This is a genomic window from Streptococcus sp. 29892 (genome assembly GCF_032594935.1).
Classification (GTDB): Bacteria; Bacillota; Bacilli; order Lactobacillales; family Streptococcaceae; genus Streptococcus; species Streptococcus hyiners.
This window is the reverse complement of sequence record NZ_CP118734.1, coordinates 757,333-773,418: the sequence shown is the minus strand read 5'-3', so window position 1 is coordinate 773,418 and position 16,086 is coordinate 757,333. Positions and strand designations below refer to the sequence as shown.

The window sequence follows — 16,086 nt, the reverse complement described above, 5'->3', positions numbered from 1 at the left end:
TTTTTCTTAGCTCAATTTAGCATATAGTCTATCAAAGAGCTCATCAAGCTCCCTCTGATTGTCCTCATGATTATCTACAATACCTAATACAAGTTTGTTAAGTTGTTGTCTATCAATTTCGTTTATTTTTGGTATAGGAATACGTTTTAGATAATTCGCTGAATTATTCACTGTTGGATTAATAGAATGAATAATTTCATTGACTATAGCAGAATTAAGCAATGCTAAAATAAATAGTAAATCTGATGATTTTTTTGGAAAAATACCTACAATACTTTGATCAAATACACTGTCTTCCATTAGACAAGCACGAACTTTTTTACTTTTAAGCATTTGAGTTGCAATGCCATATTTGAAATAATAGCTACTATTCTGAAATCGTGCTTTTTAAAAAACATGATAATCATTAATCTCACTTTTATCCCATCTAATATACCAATCTACTTCAGGCTTATGATATGGAGTTTTCAAACTCCCTTTTACTAATGGAATGTAGCTATTTGGAACATCGGTTCCATTGATATTCGCACATTCAGTAAAAATATCACTATCAACAACAATATCATAGCTACAACTACAGTTTAGGTAATCAGGAACGATTACTGTGCTGTTCTTCCTCGTGAAAGCCTTCGATTTTGTAATTTTTTCCAAGCTTTTCTGAGTTCTATCACAGAGTTAATCTCTAAACCAATCTTTTCAACTAATATTTTATTATCTAACTCATTTATTAGCACTTCGATATTATCACTCCCGTTTTGGCGAATAAATTCGTCAATTTTATTAAATAGAATATCAATCTCAGCATCTGTTACTTTCTTTGCATCAAAAATATTCGGAAGCATTATCTTTGAGACCTCACTAGGTAATATTTCAAGTACACCTCCACCATAACTTCTCCCCTCAAGCTCTGAAAATAACAAACCAACAGTTGTATAGTAGGCAACAATTAATCTTTTCCCATCAGCATGATTTTTCAACCTAACTCTGTGCATTGTATCTGTGCTTACCGCAGATACTTCTTCTGTATTCAACATAACTTTAGGGAATTGGTAATTTCTCCTCAAAAAGAAAATATCTGGACTCCACACTGAAGGGACTTTGTACCACTCATCACGAATTCTCGTTTTATAAGAAGTATTGTGGCTATTTTCTTCTCCCCATTTTATGTAATTATTCACACCATCTTTAAATTCACTTTTTTCATATGGACTGAGATCCAATAAGTATGTTCTAGCCCCTGACTCAATATTTTCTTCCCAATCTTCTTTTTGAAATTGGACTCCCTTAATATTTACGCTTCTAGCTATTAATGGTTTACAATACTTTCTTAAGTCATATTTTTCCACAATTTCTTCATTGATACAGAAGTATGCATTATTACCTGTTGTAATTCCAACTTCACACTTAGCAACATCTGAAAATTCAACAAATTCATTACTTTGCTTAATGGTATTAATTAAGTGAATTTGTTCGTTATTTAGAAAATATCTTGTCCACTTATTAGATTCTTTATCAACATTCATAAACTCAAACTCATTTAATGAATGTTCCTGTAAATCATCTGCATTTTTAAAAGGTACAACTTTTATAGAATGTTCTTTGTCACCTTTTATTTTTTCACCAAGAAGAAGAACCACTTCTTGCTCTATATCATCAAACACTAAATCATCAAATGTAACTATGGTACATCTATTAAGTTCTGTTAGTAAAAATTTCCTCAAATCCTCTGAATACTTTACTTGTAATAATTCCGCAGGAATGACTAACCCAATTCGACTCGAACTATCCATACAACTAATACATGCTACTGTAAATGAAACCCAGGCATTGATTAATTTATTGGGCTTCATTTTGTTTTTAGTTAAAATCTCACTTTGTTCTTCTCTCTGTTCTTCAGTTAAGTATTGATATCTAATATAAGGAGGATTTCCCAAGATTCCTTGAAATCTCATCTTATCTAATCCATTCTTGTAAGCATGATAGAAATCATCATTGACCACGACATTTAACGAGTCCCCATCAACCTCTGTTTGATTTTTCTGATGCCAACCAGAAATATGATGAAACCTACTTAACTGAGCTGCTATATGAGAAGTTTCCTCATCTATTTCAATTGCAAGAATACTAGAAGATTTATCTACGTTTTCAGATCTAAGACTCCTTAAAAATACTCCGTCACCTACGCTCGGTTCTAAGATCTTGTTGATATTAGTTTCTTGATTCAAAACCCACTTTGTAACAAAATCTGCTATTAATTGTGGGGTAAAATACCGTCCACTTAACTTCTCAATTGATGCATTTTCTTTTAATAACACTTTCTTCGCTCCTTTTCAAAAAGCCATATATTTCACAATTTCTATTGTGTGACGATATTAGCATAGGCTTGGATTTATATCAACACATAAGAAAATTAGTAAACCTATTCACCAGTAATTTCAATTAAGAACTCATCCGTTGTTCCATCAACTTTATAAAGAGTCATTATTTTTCCTAACAGATTACGATTTTTTATAATATCTCTTGCTTCACCCCAAGATAAACTTACATTCGGTTGTTTCTGCTGATAACTCTTCGTATCGGTTCTCTCATCATATTTCAATGTTAATGTATATGGTCCATACTCAATTCCTTCTATAATGAAGTGAAATTTAGCTTCTGTAAAATAATTATATGTCGGTTTACCTTCACGATTCGACCAAATAAGTTGGTTAAACACTTCATTGTAGAAATAGCTCTGCTGATCAATATCATACGCTCCTTTTTTCATTAGCATAGAACCTGTTGAGTTAGTTCTACTATTAGAAGGAATTGTTAAATCTCTTTCTTTCAGCTCCTTGGATTTCCATACTTCACTTACTGTTCCTGATAATGTAGATGTTAAAACAGGACTTGTTTTATTAACCTTAATACCTCCATCATTATTTTTTGAATTCTTAGTTAAATTTTGCTTTTTCTTAATAGGAGTAAGTTTCATTTGTTTGACTGTCTTACTACGAATAGAAGATTTACCTAAACTAATTTTTACCCTATTAATTGTTTCGTCAATTACTCGTCCATCTGAAAGCAAGTCATCCACAAGATTATTATTATCTACTTTTAAAACGTTACTTGTGTTTACCCCATCTTCATTTTCAGCATCTACAAAAGACAACAATTGTTGATATCCTTTAAGAAAATCATCATAAAATTTTTTATCAGAATCATCGGTTAAGTCTAACTCTAAACTTACGTTATTCTCAATATTCCTATGAAAACCACCTACGGTAAAGTTAGAACTACCAATTACTGCATAAGCCCTCTCGTTTTCTTCATCAATTAATAACAATGATTTCGCATGAAAAATAGTTGTTTGCGACCCTGTATCAACGACAAAAACACTTACGCCAGTATCAACTAACGCTCTTAATCCCTGGGATGAAGTTGAACCATTTCTAATACCAATAACAGCAGTAAAATCAGTCTCCTCTTCAAGTAACTCCCGTATTTCTAACACACTGTCCTCTCTTAGAAACGCAGAATAATAAATTGCTTTGTTATGTTTCTTACACAGTGTTTCCTTAACAATATCTGCAAAACTTATATCATCTAAACGTTGAATTGAATAATCTACTTTTGCCATAATTTCTCCTCGACACAAAATATATTTTAAAAAATTATATCAAAAATCTGTAGCATTGTACAACAAAAATCTACAGATTTATTTTAAAGAAAACAAACCAAACTCGAATATTATAACTTTAAATGTGTTTTATATCCCAGAAAATACTACAGATTTTTATTTTAATCTGTAGAAATTCGCAATCTAAAGTCAAAATAACAAAATCCTTGAAGTTCAACTCTTTTTCAGGTATAATTGTTGCATAATAAAGCAACAGAGGTGATACATCATGTTTTCAGGGATTCGTCTAAAAGAAAGAAGAAACGAGAAAAAATACTCTCAATCAGAGCTTGCAAATCTTTTAGATATTAATCGAGCTTGTTCTTAATGTTTGTTCTTCCTTTTTTAATTGCTTTAGCTTTTACCATTCGAGGAAAGGTGTTAGTCAAATACAAATATCTTTGCAAAGAAATAAGTTGGGTTTGGAACGAGGAGCAACTGCACCGCAAGTGGAACAACTTATTTTATCCTTCTTAGGTTTTTCTTTTTGGTGTTTTACCTAAAAGAAAAACCTAGCTTTTTTTGCTAGGCTTTTTTTTACATTTCTTTAATTTTCAAATTTTTTATTTCCCACTCAAACCATTCGCTAAAATCTTGTTTAAAGCCGTTAATAGAATATTGCTCTTGTTCTTCTGCTTCTTTATCGTTTTGAGGGTCTAAGTAGGTCGGTTTATCTTTTGGTCTTGCGTATACACCTATCCATGTTTTAAAATCGCCCTCAAAACTGCTATCTATGATAAAGCCTTGCTCTTTTAGCTCTTCTCTTACTTGAGCTTTTAGATATTTCTGTTCTTGTGTTCCAAAAAACTCATTTTCTGTAAAATCTTCTAATTGTAATTTTTTTGTTTTTTCCATTTTCTTTTCCTCTTTTCTTTTTTTTGATTTTTAGTTTTTTGACAACCATTTTTGTTAGGCGTTTGAGGAAGTGAAGCTGTTTTCCTCATGTTTTAAAAGCTAGAAATAAATTACAGTATACGCTCCTTTCTTTTTTCGTTTTGTTGGTTCATTTTCGCCAGTGTGTTCGTGTCGTTTGCTGTGACGAGAACGCAACATAGACACAAAGAAAACACAAGGGCGAGCTTGCTCGTTTATATACCCTTGTGTTTTCGACTGGATATGTTAAGGTAACAAACAGTAAATGACACGTTACAGACTGCAAAATGTACCAACTGAAAAAAGAAAGAATACCGTTGTGTGCTTTATTTCTCGATCAGCTTTTAAAACATGAGGAAATGTTTTTATAAAAAAAGAGTAGTTACCGTTTTTTGGTAACTACTCTTTTCCTTTTTTAAGGTTTAAAGTCCTGGAAGTTTAGGTGTTTTGGGTATTGGTGGTGTAGGTGGCTGCAAGCTTTCCAATTTTTGTTGAATTGCTTTAAATTCAGGGGTTTCTTGGTGTTGATTTTGAACCATTTTTTGCTCTATTCTCTCCAAAGTCGGTTGAATTTCTTTCCCTGATACTTTACGATTTAATTCTCTTTCTAAGGTCTCTTTCGGACTAATGGAAGGCGTTTCTAAGCTTGAATAGAGTTTCACTCCTTCTCTATTGTAAAGCCTTATATCGCTAAATAAGCCCGTTTTATGAAGGGTTTCTAAATTGGTCGGTAAGTTTTTGACAACAATATCATGCGCTTGTTTTGGTGTTGCCCTGGCTGTCATTGGATCATCTGCATACATGGTTTCATATCGTTCAATTGTTCCTAAATATGAGTTGATTTTAGGTACTGCCATGACATACATTTTTGTTTCATAACCTTTGGCTTGAAGCATTGTTGCGGTTTGAATGGGAACGTCTGTTGTTCGTCCTGTACCTTCAATCACCAAGTTATAGCCTTGATCGCTTAAACGGCTTATGATCGCTTCTGTCATGCGATTAGAATAAGGGGTAACGTGTTTTACTACGTCTTTCTCATAAAGTTTCGCTAGTTCATCAAAATTAGGGTGCTGTTGTTTAAAGGTATCATTATCAATGACAATAACATTCCCTTGTGTTTCTTCAAGAATTGCTGATCGCAAACTCGTTTTCCCTGACCCTGGTTGCCCACCAAGTAAAAAAGCGGTTGGCGATTCAACCGCTTTTTTTCCTTGAACCAATTCTTCTAAATTATCATTTAAGCGATTTTCAAATTGTTTGTCAGTAAAATTGACTATATTTGCCATATTAAGCCACTTTCTCTTTATTCAAAACTTGTTTTGAATAGCGATTCATTGACCGCCAATACTCATGAACGGCTTGTAATTCTTCTAAAGAATAATCAAAAAGATTTACACGTTTTGCAAGCTTTAATTGGTTTAATAAATTGACTTCCAATAATTGAGAGTCATTTTTATTTAATTCATGATTCAAAACATAGTTTAATACTCGATTATAAACGCTTGCCGATAATTCGTTAATGATCTCTATTTCAAATGTTTTTTCATAAGTAACTGCCATTTCATTTTCACTCCTTTTAAAGTTTGTCAGGTAAATATTTCCGAATATATTCTTCTAAGGCTTTATCCATAACTTCTTTTACGTTTCCGCCATTCTTTGCTGTTTCGATTTTTATAATATGGTGCAAGTCAGCACGAACACGAACCGTCTTATCCCCCATAATATCTTTTTTTGCACTGATTGGTGTATCATTTCGTTTTGCTTTTTGTGCGCCTAAATTTCCCACAACCACTCACTTCTTTCTATTTCTTCTTACTCTTATTTTATCATCAACAATCACAAATCACAAGTGATTTGTGATTCTATTCTTTTTCGTTTTCTAATTGAATGATTCGCTCAAGCATTTCAAAAAATACGTTCTCATACATAGATAAAACTTTTTTGTCATAGCCTTTGTGTTCTGTAATGCCGTTTTTAGACCAGGTACTTACTTTATTACTTCGCTTGATAATATTTTGGAAAACCAAGTTATCTTCTTTATGTTGCTTGTACAGTTCTTCCAGGTTTGATTTTATCGTTGTGCTGTCCGTATCAACTAAATAAGGAACAAAACCGATCATATCTAGTCCAGGGTTAAACTGTTCTTGTAAATCAATCAAATAGGAAATATAGTTTTGAATGTTGTTTGTACTTTCTTCTTCTGCTTGTAAAGGGATCATGACGTAATCACTTGCCACGATTGCATTATTTGTATAAACGCTTGGCGTTGGTACAGTATCAATAATAATGAGATCATAGTCACTTTTTAAAGGTGCTAAAAGAGTAGCAAGCAATCTACTTTCATTTTCAAAAGTCCATGAGCGAGTTAATTTTGGCAGTAACATCAAATCAAACGTGCCAGGGATCAAGTCTAAATTATCAGTCAAATGAACAATAGAAGAAGCCAAGTTTCCATTTTTCAGTCCTTCATAAAAATTAACACGTGGCAATTCTACCTTAAATGTTTTTGCTAAGTCTTTTGTCAATGTTGCTTGTAAGTCCTTATCGATCATTAAAACTTTTAAATTAAATTTGTCTGTCAAGTAAGCAAACATAGTCGATAATTTTGACTTTCCAACACCACCTTTAAAATAATTGTTTAAGATAACAATCGCTTCATTTTTACTGTTTAAAATACGTCTTAATTCTTCAAGTATTTTGAGTTCTTCCTTCTCCATAACTACGCCCCATTCTTTTTTTGTATAGTAATATTGTATCATTAGGAATCACAAATCACAAGTGATTTGTGATTAATCACTTGTGATTTGTGATAAGTGATTTGTGATAAGTGATTTGTGATTAATATATAAAAGCCCTCTTTAAAGGGCTTTTATGCTTATTTTGAAAAAGAGATAAAATCAATATATCCCTTTTCTCCGATTTTTACAACGGCATTGTAGGACTTTCTATCTTTCGTTTTGATTCCTTTTACCAGGGTTTCTTTTCCCTCTAGTAATTCTTTTACATTTGTTTTGGTGAGTTTTTTCTTTCTAAAATGTTCAGCTAAAGTGAAGGTACATTCAGGATAATTTGAACAACCATAAAACGATTTTTTTAATACAATATTGTTGCCACACTTAGGACATTTTCCTACAAGGGGTCCCGAGCGCTTAGTGGGAATTTGTACCCCTTATCGATACAAATTCCCCGTAGGCGCTAGGGACCTCTTTAGCTCCTTGGAAGCTGTCAGTAGTATACCTAATAATTTATCTACATTCCCTTTAGTAACGTGTAACTTTCCAAATTTACAAAAGCGACTCATAGAATTATTTCCTCCCGTTAAATAATAGATAACTATTAAAAATAGACAATACTTGCTCATAAGTAACGGTACTTAAATTGTTTACTTTGGCGTGTTTCATTGCTTGATGAAACTGATTTTTAGTAAACAGTTGACGATATTCTCGATTGACCCATTTTGAAACAAAGTACGTATATAGCTTCCAATATTTATCTGGAACATCTGTGGTATGGCGGGTAAGTTTTATTAAGACACTGTTTACTTTTGGTTTAGGATGAAAGCATTCCGCTGGCAGCTTAAGCAATTGCTGAATCGAGACTTGAGTGTGCAAGAGCAACCCTAGTGTTCGGTGAATATCCAAGGTACGCTTGTAGAATCCTTCTTCAACAATCAGATAGATGTCAGACGCATGGCTTTCAAAAACCACTTTTTTAATAATTTGTGTGCTTAAATGGTAAGGAATATTCCCAACAATTTTATACCTCTGTTTGTTAGGGAATTGAAACTGTAGAATATCTTGGTGAATTAAAGTGACACGAGTATTCAGTTTTAATTTTTCTGACGATAAGTTGAATAGATGACTGTCTAATTCAATAGACGTTACCTGTTTACTTATTTTAGCCAGTTTCGTCGTTAAATGCCCTTTACCTGTTCCAATTTCGTAAACGGTATCGGTTTCTTTTAAATTCAATTGTTTTATTATTTGGTTGAGTACTTTTTCACTCGTTAAAAAGTTTTGAGAATATTTTATATTTTTGTTCATGTAATCACTCCTGAAGTGATTACACCTATAAACAAATACAGAAGTTAAACGATTTGTTTGTAATTTTAGTTATCTGTTTAAAAAGTCATAAGATTAGTCACTGGTAGGAATTAATCTAACGTATTTATTTATCTGCGTAATCACTGTTTTTAGTCTGTTTCAAAATAGTAGATGTTTTATCTACATAACGCATTTGATAACGCATTTGGAATACCAACATGACGAATCCCTCCTTCTTAATTACAAATTTTTAGCATCTAATTTAACTTCAATTTATAGTATAACACAACAAGATGATATGTTCAATATAAAAGTTATGGAATGAGTCTCATACTTCCAATTCGATGCCAGATTTAAAGGATATGACGAAGTGTTCTTCATAGACTGTAACGCTCTGGATTATCTTCCTTAGTAGCAAGCGATTAGCTTTCACAAAATCTTCTGTTTGTAGTTTTAAAAATTCATCAGGATTTTCTAACTCAACCTCAAAATATTTCATTTTACATTCCCTCATTTCATTTATTGATAAATTGAGTTTACAAAAAAGAGTGGACAATTTTTGTCTACTCTTAACCTTTAAAATAGTTTTTTTTAATCGATTTGAAGTTGCCTAAATTATTACTTATTCGGTAAAATGAAGTATTGCTTTCAACAGATTTCCTTCAACTACACTTCACTTGATTCAAACAAGGTGGGTACATTTCTATTCCCACAAACTCCTTGTCAATGGAAACAAACACGTACCCACAGGGTAAATGGAAATAGAAACTGATAATTTCTAGCTATCACTTCTACTCATTCCAAAAATTTTCTCACTCTGATACTTACCCACCATAAAGCAAAAAGCCTTGCAATCAAGGCTTTTCATTATCCCTTTCGTTCCAAGGTGTCTAGGCTTTTACGAGCAGAGCAACACACTCGATGTGATGCGTATTTGGGAATAAATCCACCGGCCGTACCTTAGTCAGTTTATACCCCAATTCCTCATAAAGCTTAATATCACGCGCCATGGTTGCCACATTACAAGAGATATAGACGATTTTCACTGGTTTTACAGAAGTACTTGCTTTGATAAAACTTTCTGTTAAACCTTTTCGTGGTGGGTCGACAAAAATCACAGTCGGTTTGACTCCATCTGCCACCCATTTTTGCATAGCGGATTCTGCACTATCACAGACATAGGTCACATTGTCAATTCCATTTCGAGCAGCATTCTTCTGACTGTCAAGGACAGCCTTCTCAACGACTTCCACACCATAAACATGCTTGACCTGTTTGGCAAAGGACAGACCAATAGTTCCAATTCCAGAATAGGCATCAATTACGACATCATCTGCTGACAAATTTGCAAAATCGATAGCTGTCTGATAGAGTTTTTCGGCCATTACAGTATTGACTTGATAGAAAGAGGGAGCAGAAATCTCAAATTCATTCCCCAACATGCTGTCTACAATGGTTTCACTGCCATGCAAAAGACGGAATTCTTGACCGAATATCGCATTGGTTTTCTGATCATTGATGTTCTGAATAATAGAAACTAGATTTGGAAACTGACTTATCAACCGTTCAATCAAGGTTTCAACACGGAAAATCTTTGGTCGAGTTGTAACCAAAATCAACATCAGCTGACCCGAATAATGACCACGACGCACGACAATATTTCGAACGAGTCCTGTCTGTTCCTTTTCATCGTAAGGCTTCAAATCCAATTTCCGTAAGAGGTCACGAGTAGCCAAAATCAAGCTATCAATTTCCTTATCTTGAATATAAAAATCTTCAATCGGTACTAAATCATGCGAATTTTTACGGAAAAAGCCCGTTTCCAACTGACCATTGACACGACGAACAGGAACCGCTGCCTTATTACGATAGGCAAGAGGACTATCCATACCGAGAGTACTTTCGACTACAATTTCTGAAATGCCCGCAATCTTGCGCAGACTATTTTCAACTTGCTTTTTCTTAAATTTAAGCTGGGCTGGGTAGTTCAAATGCCCCAGGTCTGCAATACCCGTTCTTAGATAGGTCAAATCCAGATCTTGGTTACGGTCTGGTGAGTAGCTCTGCCATGCTTCCACCTTACCAAAACCAATATTTTTCTTAAGCTTCAGAACACGCATAGACACTTTCTCACCTGGCAGTGCATTGTCCACAAAAAAGACAAAACCATCCAACTTGGCAACCCCCTGCCCCTCATGAGTTAGGTCTACAATTTCTACTTCAACAACATCATTTTTCTTTAACATAGTACTACTTTCTATTTTGGACACTAAAAAAGTGACCGAAGTCACTCTCTAGTATATCACATTTTTTATCGTAAGCCCAAATCAGTTAAGCGCTGTTGGTACTTTTCAAAATCAACTCGCAAAGCCATGCCACCATACATATCATAATCGTCAATCCAATCCCCATTTTCAGGAATGGTGATGCGTTCGATGCCATTAGCTGCATCCATAACAACTCCCGGTCCATGAAAGAGCATGAAGGCCTGGGGAACTGTTGTTGGGGTCATCGCCACTACTTTACCAAGTGCTTCCGCCCCTGAGAAGAGCTTCATAGGATTTTTAGCCTGGGTCATGACAGCCGACAAGACTTGTTGCTGACGCTTGGTACGACCGAAATCCCCCTCATCATCTGAACGATAACGCGCGTAGTTAAGCAAGGTCTTACCATCCATTTGTTGAACACCAACCTGAATGGTTTGATAGGCTGGGGCATTTTCCTCCAGCTGCAAATCATTTGGCACTTCCACCGAGCTAACCGTTTCTCCATCTATGGTTGAAAATTGTGCATCAATAGTCACCCCCTCTGGAAAGAGTGTATCAATTGTTGTCGCAAAAGTTGCAAAATCAACCATAGCATAATAGTCAATATCAATATCAAAATTGTTTTTCAAAGCCTTACGAACTTCTTCAGCTCCCTGCTGATTATCCTGCTCTCCAAGGGTATAGGCGGTATTTAATTTATACTCATAACCCTCAATATCGACCAAGGTATCCCGCATAAAACTAACCAGTTTGACCTTATTATCTGCATTATTGATATTTAAGACCATAATGGTATCTGTCCGTATTTCGTCCGTGCTTTCACCTGCACGTCCATCCGTACCCAAAATCAAAATATTGGTACCATTAGCAGAACTGACCCCGTTAAATACTTCAGCAGTAGGCTGCTCACTCACACTATTCAGGCCCTTAATGAAACTAAAGCCCAAAGCAAAAACAAATAACAAAAGGACTACGGCTAGGAGCCTGAAAATCCGTTTTACTCCCCATTTCTTTCTTTTCTTTGGTTTCAGTGGCATTTTAGGGACATAGTCCACTAATTCTGCTCTCTCACTAATCTGCTTTTTTCTTCTACTTCTTCTGGACCTAGTATCCGGATAGGCTGGAAGAAGGTCATCATCTGCCTTAGCAACTTCCTCAGACCAGTCATCACCTACAAAGTCCTCAGAAAACAAAGGACTTTCATCATTCATTTGCTTTTTCGGTTTCCCATGTCGGATACGAAGTTCCTTCTTATAGAGAAGATAGTCCAACTCCTTCCGCTCTTTATCATTTAAATAATGGATATTTTTATGTAAATAATCCAACCTCAACTCTTCATGATGGGTTAAGATTCCTTTGTTTTTCGTCATACGTTCATCTTTATCCTAACTAGCTAGGTACACTTGATAATTACCTAGTATTTTACATGATATTTCCAAACTCGTCAATTCTTCAAGGGAATAGGACAGTAGGTCCTCTGATTGATTTTCAAGGTCCAGTATAAAAAAATACTCTCCCAAGGCTGTTTTTAAAGGACGACTTTCAATTTTTGTCAGACTAATTCCTCGCCATGAAAAGACTGACATAGCTTTATATAAAGCTCCTGGTAAATTATCTGGTAAGGTCAAGGCCAAACTAACCTTTTTAGTCACTTTCTGGAGGCCAATCTCTGGAACTTCATTACCCAGTATCCAAAATCGTGTGAAATTTTCACTCATCTCTTGAATATCTTGTCCAATTACCATTAGACCATATTCCTCTGCCGCAGCTTGTGGTGCTATAGCCGCATAAGGCTGGGCTGGATGCTCAGCCACATACCGAGCTGCATAGGCTGTACTAGCTGTCACCTCTATCCGAGCATGGGGAAAATGCTCCAGAATATATTTCTTACCCTGTGCAATAGCCTGTGGGTGTGAATAAATAACTTCGATTGCCTTATCTGCACCCATTGCCAAAAGTTGCTGGGCTATGGGTTGAACAATTTCGGCAACTGCATGGATTTCCGCCTGATGAAAAAGATAATCGATGGTTTCGTGGACACTCCCCTCAATAGAGTTTTCAACTGGAATGACAGAATAGACAACCTGACCAGTTTCATAAGCCTTAATCACTTCTGTAATGGTCCCGAAAGCCTGTAAATCAGCACTTGGAAAGGCCTGTTGGGCAACTTGATGGGTAAAAGAACCGCGCGGTCCTAGGTAAGCTACTTGCATAGAATCTTCCTTGCTACTTGTTCTGGAGTAAGTTGGTCTGTATTGATAATGGTAGCCGCCAATCCTTGATAAAGGGTCATGCGTTCTTGATAGATAGTTTCAAATTCTTCCTTGCTATTCTGCAAAAAAAGCGGGCGTTGGGATTGACTATCCTGGCTAATTCGCTCATAGGCAACTTCAAACGATGCAGTCAAAAGAACATTCTTTTCTTTATTATCTAATAATAACTGACGATTGAACTCAGATTTGACCACACCACCGCCTGTCGATACAAGACAGTCAGCAGGCAAATCCAATAATTCTTTCAAGACTTCCGTTTCAACTTTACGAAAAGCAGCTTCTCCTTCGAGCTTGAAATAATCAGCGATGGTCATGCCAATCCGTTCTTCAATAATTTGGTCCATATCATAAACAGGGAGGTCCAACAAACGTGCTGTGGTTGATTTTCCAACTCCCATAAATCCAAGTAAAACGATTGGCATCTCTTCTCCTAGTCTATCAAACTATTTAGGTGGTCAAAGAAGGCTGGATAGCTAGTATTGATAGCCTCCGCTCTCTCTAACTCAACTTCTCCATCCTGAGCCAAAAGGGCCGCAATAGCCGTCATCATACCAATACGATGGTCACCGAAGGTGTTAACAGTCGCACCATGCAAGGCAGTCGGACCATGAATAATCATACCATCCTCTGTCGGCTCAATCTTGGCTCCCATGCTATTAAGGGCATCGGCCACCACTTGGATACGGTCTGTTTCCTTGACTTTCAATTCTTCAGCATCTCGGATGACCGTTGTCCCATTTGCCTGTGTGGCTAACAGCGCAATAATTGGCAATTCATCAATCAAACGAGGAATGAGGTCGCCAGCAATCTCCGTAGCCTTCAAGTCAGAAGTTTCCACCGTAATAGTGGCAGATTTAGCGAGTTCATCAATATCTGACAAGGTCATCTTACCACCCATGGCCTTAATAACGTCAAGAATGCCTGTACGCGTTTCATTGATACCGACATTCTCAAGGACGATTTTTGAACCTGGTACTACCAAGCCAGCAACTAACCAAAAGGCTGCACTGGAAATATCACCCGGCACCGTAATCTCTTGGGCCGTAAATTCCTGACCACCTTGGATACGGATTTCTTTGCCATTGACAGTCAACTCACCGCCAAACTGAACAATCATATCTTCCGTATGGTTGCGGGTCAGTTCTTTTTCGACGATAAGACTTTCACCTTCGGCTTGTAGGGCTGCAAATAGCAGAGCAGACTTGACTTGAGCCGATGCTACAGGGAGTTGGTAGTGGATTGCTTGTAAATTCTTGGTTCCTTTGATAGTCAATGGGGGCAAATCACGCTCGGTCTGTCCAGCGATTTCGACACCCATTTGTTGAAGCGGAATGGTCACTCGGTCCATAGGCCGCTTAGAAAGCGAATCATCACCAAACATAGTAGCCTCAAAATCCTGACCTGCTAAAACGCCAGAAATCAAGCGGATAGATGTCCCTGAGTTGCCCATATCCAAGTGATTTTTTGGAGCTTGAAGACCTTCAAAACCAACACCATGTACTTCTACAATGTCACCATTATCTTCAATTTTTACACCCAAATCACGAAAGACCTGCATGGTAGACAATACATCCTCTCCACGCAAGATATCATGAACACGAGTGACGCCTTTTGCAAGGGAGCCGAAAATAATAGAGCGATGACTGATGGATTTATCACCCGGAACTCGAATTATTCCTTTTAATTTTTCTACATTTGTTCTTAATTTCATAACTCATACCTCGAAATAGTGTTAGACCTATTCTATCATATTTATTGAATATTTTCAGATTTTTTTGGCAATTTCTATCTAAAATAAATATATAGAGAAAACCCATAAAAGATTTATGAATGAATTTTCGGAGTTCACTGCGATTTTATCAAATGTACCTTAATTTAAGTTTAAAATTCCTAAAAATCATGCTATAATTAAGAAATATACTAATCGAAAGAGGACTTCTATATTGTTTACACCAATCAGTGAAAAAATCGACATCAATCAAGTGCGAGAGCATTCTAAACTATCTCCAGAAACTCTTGCCAAAAAACAAGCCCGTGACCGTGAATTAGAAGCCATTCTAAAAGGTGAGGATGACCGTCTTCTCTTGGTTATCGGCCCATGTTCTTCTGACAATGAAGAGGCAGTTTTGGACTACGCTCATCGCCTGGCAAAACTTCAAGAGGAAGTCAAAGATAAAATTTTCATGGTTATGCGGGTCTACACTGCCAAGCCTCGTACAAATGGTGATGGCTACAAGGGCCTTATGCACCAACCTGATACAGATGCCGCTCCTAGCCTGATCAACGGCATCAAGGCTGTTCGTAATTTGCACTACCGCGTCATTACCGAAACTGGCTTAACAACAGCTGACGAGATGCTTTATCCAGAAAATCTGCCATTGGTTGATGACTTGGTATCTTACATTGCCGTTGGTGCTCGTTCTGTTGAAAACCAACAACACCGCTTTGTAGCTTCTGGTATTGACGTTCCAACTGGCCTTAAAAACCCAACATCCGGTAACCTTAAAGTCATGTTTAATGGTATTTTTGCAGCACAGAAGAAACAATCCTTCCTCTTCAACAATACAGAGGTCGAAACCTCTGGCAACCCGCTTGCTCACGTTATCCTTCGTGGTGCTGTCAATGAAAACGGGAAGTATTTGCCAAACTACTACTATGACAATCTCTTGGAAACCATTGACCTCTATGATCAATTTGGTTTGAAAAATCCATTTATCATCATCGATACTAACCATGATAACTCTGGTAAAAATTATCTGGAGCAAATCCGCATCGTACGCCAAACCTTGATTAACCGCGATTGGAATGAAGCCATCCGTAACTATGTTCGCGGCTTCATGATTGAATCTTACATCGAAGACGGTCGCCAAGATAATCCAGATATTTATGGTAAATCCATTACAGACCCATGCTTAGGCTGGGAAAAAACGCAAGAACTCATCCGAGAAATCCACAGTAGATAGGAAAAAATT

17 protein-coding genes and 1 pseudogene are annotated in these 16,086 nt (G+C 36.2%); 1 reads left to right on the top strand and 17 read right to left on the bottom strand.

The window, feature by feature from the left end; all coding sequences use genetic code 11:
* Nucleotides 1-6: 6 nt before the first annotated feature.
* The 17 genes and pseudogenes from PW220_RS03935 to aroA form a co-directional block, all read right to left on the bottom strand.
* On the bottom strand, nt 7-333 hold the full coding sequence (locus PW220_RS03935) for a BREX-1 system adenine-specific DNA-methyltransferase PglX (protein ID WP_248054475.1): 327 nt from the start codon (nt 331-333) through the stop codon (nt 7-9).
* A 266-nt stretch (nt 334-599) separates the two neighbouring features.
* Nucleotides 600-2,315, bottom strand: a complete 1,716-nt coding sequence (locus PW220_RS03930; RefSeq protein WP_248054476.1) for an N-6 DNA methylase — start codon at nt 2,313-2,315, stop codon at nt 600-602.
* Between the two features lie 104 nt (nt 2,316-2,419).
* Entirely contained in the window at nt 2,420-3,619 is a 1,200-nt protein-coding gene (locus tag PW220_RS03925; RefSeq protein WP_074391901.1) for a phospholipase D family protein, read from the bottom strand.
* Nucleotides 3,620-4,195: 576 nt separating this feature from the next.
* The gene (locus PW220_RS03920) at nt 4,196-4,513 is read right to left on the bottom strand and encodes a hypothetical protein (RefSeq protein WP_002333463.1); all 318 of its coding nucleotides are present in this window, start codon (nt 4,511-4,513) and stop codon (nt 4,196-4,198) included.
* Between the two features lie 440 nt (nt 4,514-4,953).
* Nucleotides 4,954-5,817: a zeta toxin family protein gene (locus PW220_RS03915; RefSeq protein WP_002333464.1), complete on the bottom strand. Its 864-nt coding sequence runs from the start codon at nt 5,815-5,817 to the stop codon at nt 4,954-4,956.
* A gap of 1 nt (nt 5,818) precedes the next feature.
* Complete coding sequence (locus PW220_RS03910) at nt 5,819-6,091, bottom strand: antitoxin (RefSeq protein ID WP_000301765.1); 273 nt, start codon at nt 6,089-6,091, stop codon at nt 5,819-5,821.
* 16 nt (nt 6,092-6,107) lie between these two features.
* Nucleotides 6,108-6,323 (bottom strand): peptide-binding protein, encoded by a 216-nt coding sequence (locus PW220_RS03905; RefSeq protein WP_002321610.1) that lies wholly within the window; start codon nt 6,321-6,323, stop codon nt 6,108-6,110.
* Nucleotides 6,324-6,393: 70 nt separating this feature from the next.
* Nucleotides 6,394-7,290, bottom strand: a complete 897-nt coding sequence (locus PW220_RS03900; protein WP_001809760.1) for a ParA family protein — start codon at nt 7,288-7,290, stop codon at nt 6,394-6,396.
* A gap of 116 nt (nt 7,291-7,406) precedes the next feature.
* Nucleotides 7,407-7,667 (bottom strand): annotated as a pseudogene (locus PW220_RS03895) (topoisomerase DNA-binding C4 zinc finger domain-containing protein); the annotation flags it as partial.
* A gap of 169 nt (nt 7,668-7,836) precedes the next feature.
* A complete protein-coding gene (gene erm(B) / locus PW220_RS03890) occupies nt 7,837-8,574 on the bottom strand; it encodes a 23S rRNA (adenine(2058)-N(6))-methyltransferase Erm(B) (protein WP_002321849.1) in 738 nt (245 codons plus the stop codon).
* A 124-nt stretch (nt 8,575-8,698) separates the two neighbouring features.
* Complete coding sequence (locus PW220_RS03885; protein WP_248054477.1) at nt 8,699-8,794, bottom strand: 23S rRNA methyltransferase attenuation leader peptide; 96 nt, start codon at nt 8,792-8,794, stop codon at nt 8,699-8,701.
* A gap of 108 nt (nt 8,795-8,902) precedes the next feature.
* Entirely contained in the window at nt 8,903-9,073 is a 171-nt protein-coding gene (locus PW220_RS03880; protein WP_002941306.1) for a hypothetical protein, read from the bottom strand.
* A 391-nt stretch (nt 9,074-9,464) separates the two neighbouring features.
* Nucleotides 9,465-10,820, bottom strand: a complete 1,356-nt coding sequence (gene rlmD / locus PW220_RS03875) for a 23S rRNA (uracil(1939)-C(5))-methyltransferase RlmD (protein WP_248054478.1) — start codon at nt 10,818-10,820, stop codon at nt 9,465-9,467.
* 65 nt (nt 10,821-10,885) lie between these two features.
* Nucleotides 10,886-12,211, bottom strand: coding sequence for an LCP family protein (locus tag PW220_RS03870; protein ID WP_248054479.1), 1,326 nt, complete (start codon nt 12,209-12,211; stop codon nt 10,886-10,888).
* A 15-nt stretch (nt 12,212-12,226) separates the two neighbouring features.
* The gene (pheA, locus tag PW220_RS03865; RefSeq protein ID WP_248054480.1) at nt 12,227-13,054 is read right to left on the bottom strand and encodes a prephenate dehydratase; all 828 of its coding nucleotides are present in this window, start codon (nt 13,052-13,054) and stop codon (nt 12,227-12,229) included.
* The gene (locus tag PW220_RS03860) at nt 13,045-13,536 is read right to left on the bottom strand and encodes a shikimate kinase (RefSeq protein WP_248054481.1); all 492 of its coding nucleotides are present in this window, start codon (nt 13,534-13,536) and stop codon (nt 13,045-13,047) included. The genes pheA and PW220_RS03860 overlap by 10 nt, the downstream gene beginning before the upstream one ends.
* 8 nt (nt 13,537-13,544) lie before the next feature.
* Complete coding sequence (gene aroA / locus PW220_RS03855) at nt 13,545-14,825, bottom strand: 3-phosphoshikimate 1-carboxyvinyltransferase (RefSeq protein ID WP_248054482.1); 1,281 nt, start codon at nt 14,823-14,825, stop codon at nt 13,545-13,547.
* Between the two features lie 229 nt (nt 14,826-15,054).
* Here aroA and PW220_RS03850 point away from each other — a divergent pair, with 229 nt between their 5' ends.
* Complete coding sequence (locus PW220_RS03850; protein ID WP_172002574.1) at nt 15,055-16,077, top strand: 3-deoxy-7-phosphoheptulonate synthase; 1,023 nt, start codon at nt 15,055-15,057, stop codon at nt 16,075-16,077.
* Nucleotides 16,078-16,086 lie beyond the last annotated feature (9 nt).

Bases quoted from the DNA above. Each gene is read 5' to 3' on its own strand.
- PW220_RS03935 (WP_248054475.1), bottom strand. From the start codon at position 333: ATGCTTAAAAGTAAAAAAGTTCGTGCTTGTCTAATGGAAGACAGTGTA.
- PW220_RS03925 (WP_074391901.1), bottom strand. From the start codon at position 3,619: ATGGCAAAAGTAGATTATTCAATTCAACGTTTAGATGATATAAGTTTT.
- PW220_RS03920 (WP_002333463.1), bottom strand. From the start codon at position 4,513: ATGGAAAAAACAAAAAAATTACAATTAGAAGATTTTACAGAAAATGAG.
- PW220_RS03915 (WP_002333464.1), bottom strand. From the start codon at position 5,817: ATGGCAAATATAGTCAATTTTACTGACAAACAATTTGAAAATCGCTTA.
- PW220_RS03910 (WP_000301765.1), bottom strand. From the start codon at position 6,091: ATGGCAGTTACTTATGAAAAAACATTTGAAATAGAGATCATTAACGAA.
- PW220_RS03900 (WP_001809760.1), bottom strand. From the start codon at position 7,290: ATGATACAATATTACTATACAAAAAAAGAATGGGGCGTAGTTATGGAG.
- PW220_RS03885 (WP_248054477.1), bottom strand. From the start codon at position 8,794: ATGTTGGTATTCCAAATGCGTTATCAAATGCGTTATGTAGATAAAACA.
- PW220_RS03880 (WP_002941306.1), bottom strand. From the start codon at position 9,073: ATGAAATATTTTGAGGTTGAGTTAGAAAATCCTGATGAATTTTTAAAA.
- rlmD (WP_248054478.1), bottom strand. From the start codon at position 10,820: ATGTTAAAGAAAAATGATGTTGTTGAAGTAGAAATTGTAGACCTAACT.
- PW220_RS03870 (WP_248054479.1), bottom strand. From the start codon at position 12,211: ATGACGAAAAACAAAGGAATCTTAACCCATCATGAAGAGTTGAGGTTG.
- pheA (WP_248054480.1), bottom strand. From the start codon at position 13,054: ATGCAAGTAGCTTACCTAGGACCGCGCGGTTCTTTTACCCATCAAGTT.
- PW220_RS03860 (WP_248054481.1), bottom strand. From the start codon at position 13,536: ATGCCAATCGTTTTACTTGGATTTATGGGAGTTGGAAAATCAACCACA.
- aroA (WP_248054482.1), bottom strand. From the start codon at position 14,825: ATGAAATTAAGAACAAATGTAGAAAAATTAAAAGGAATAATTCGAGTT.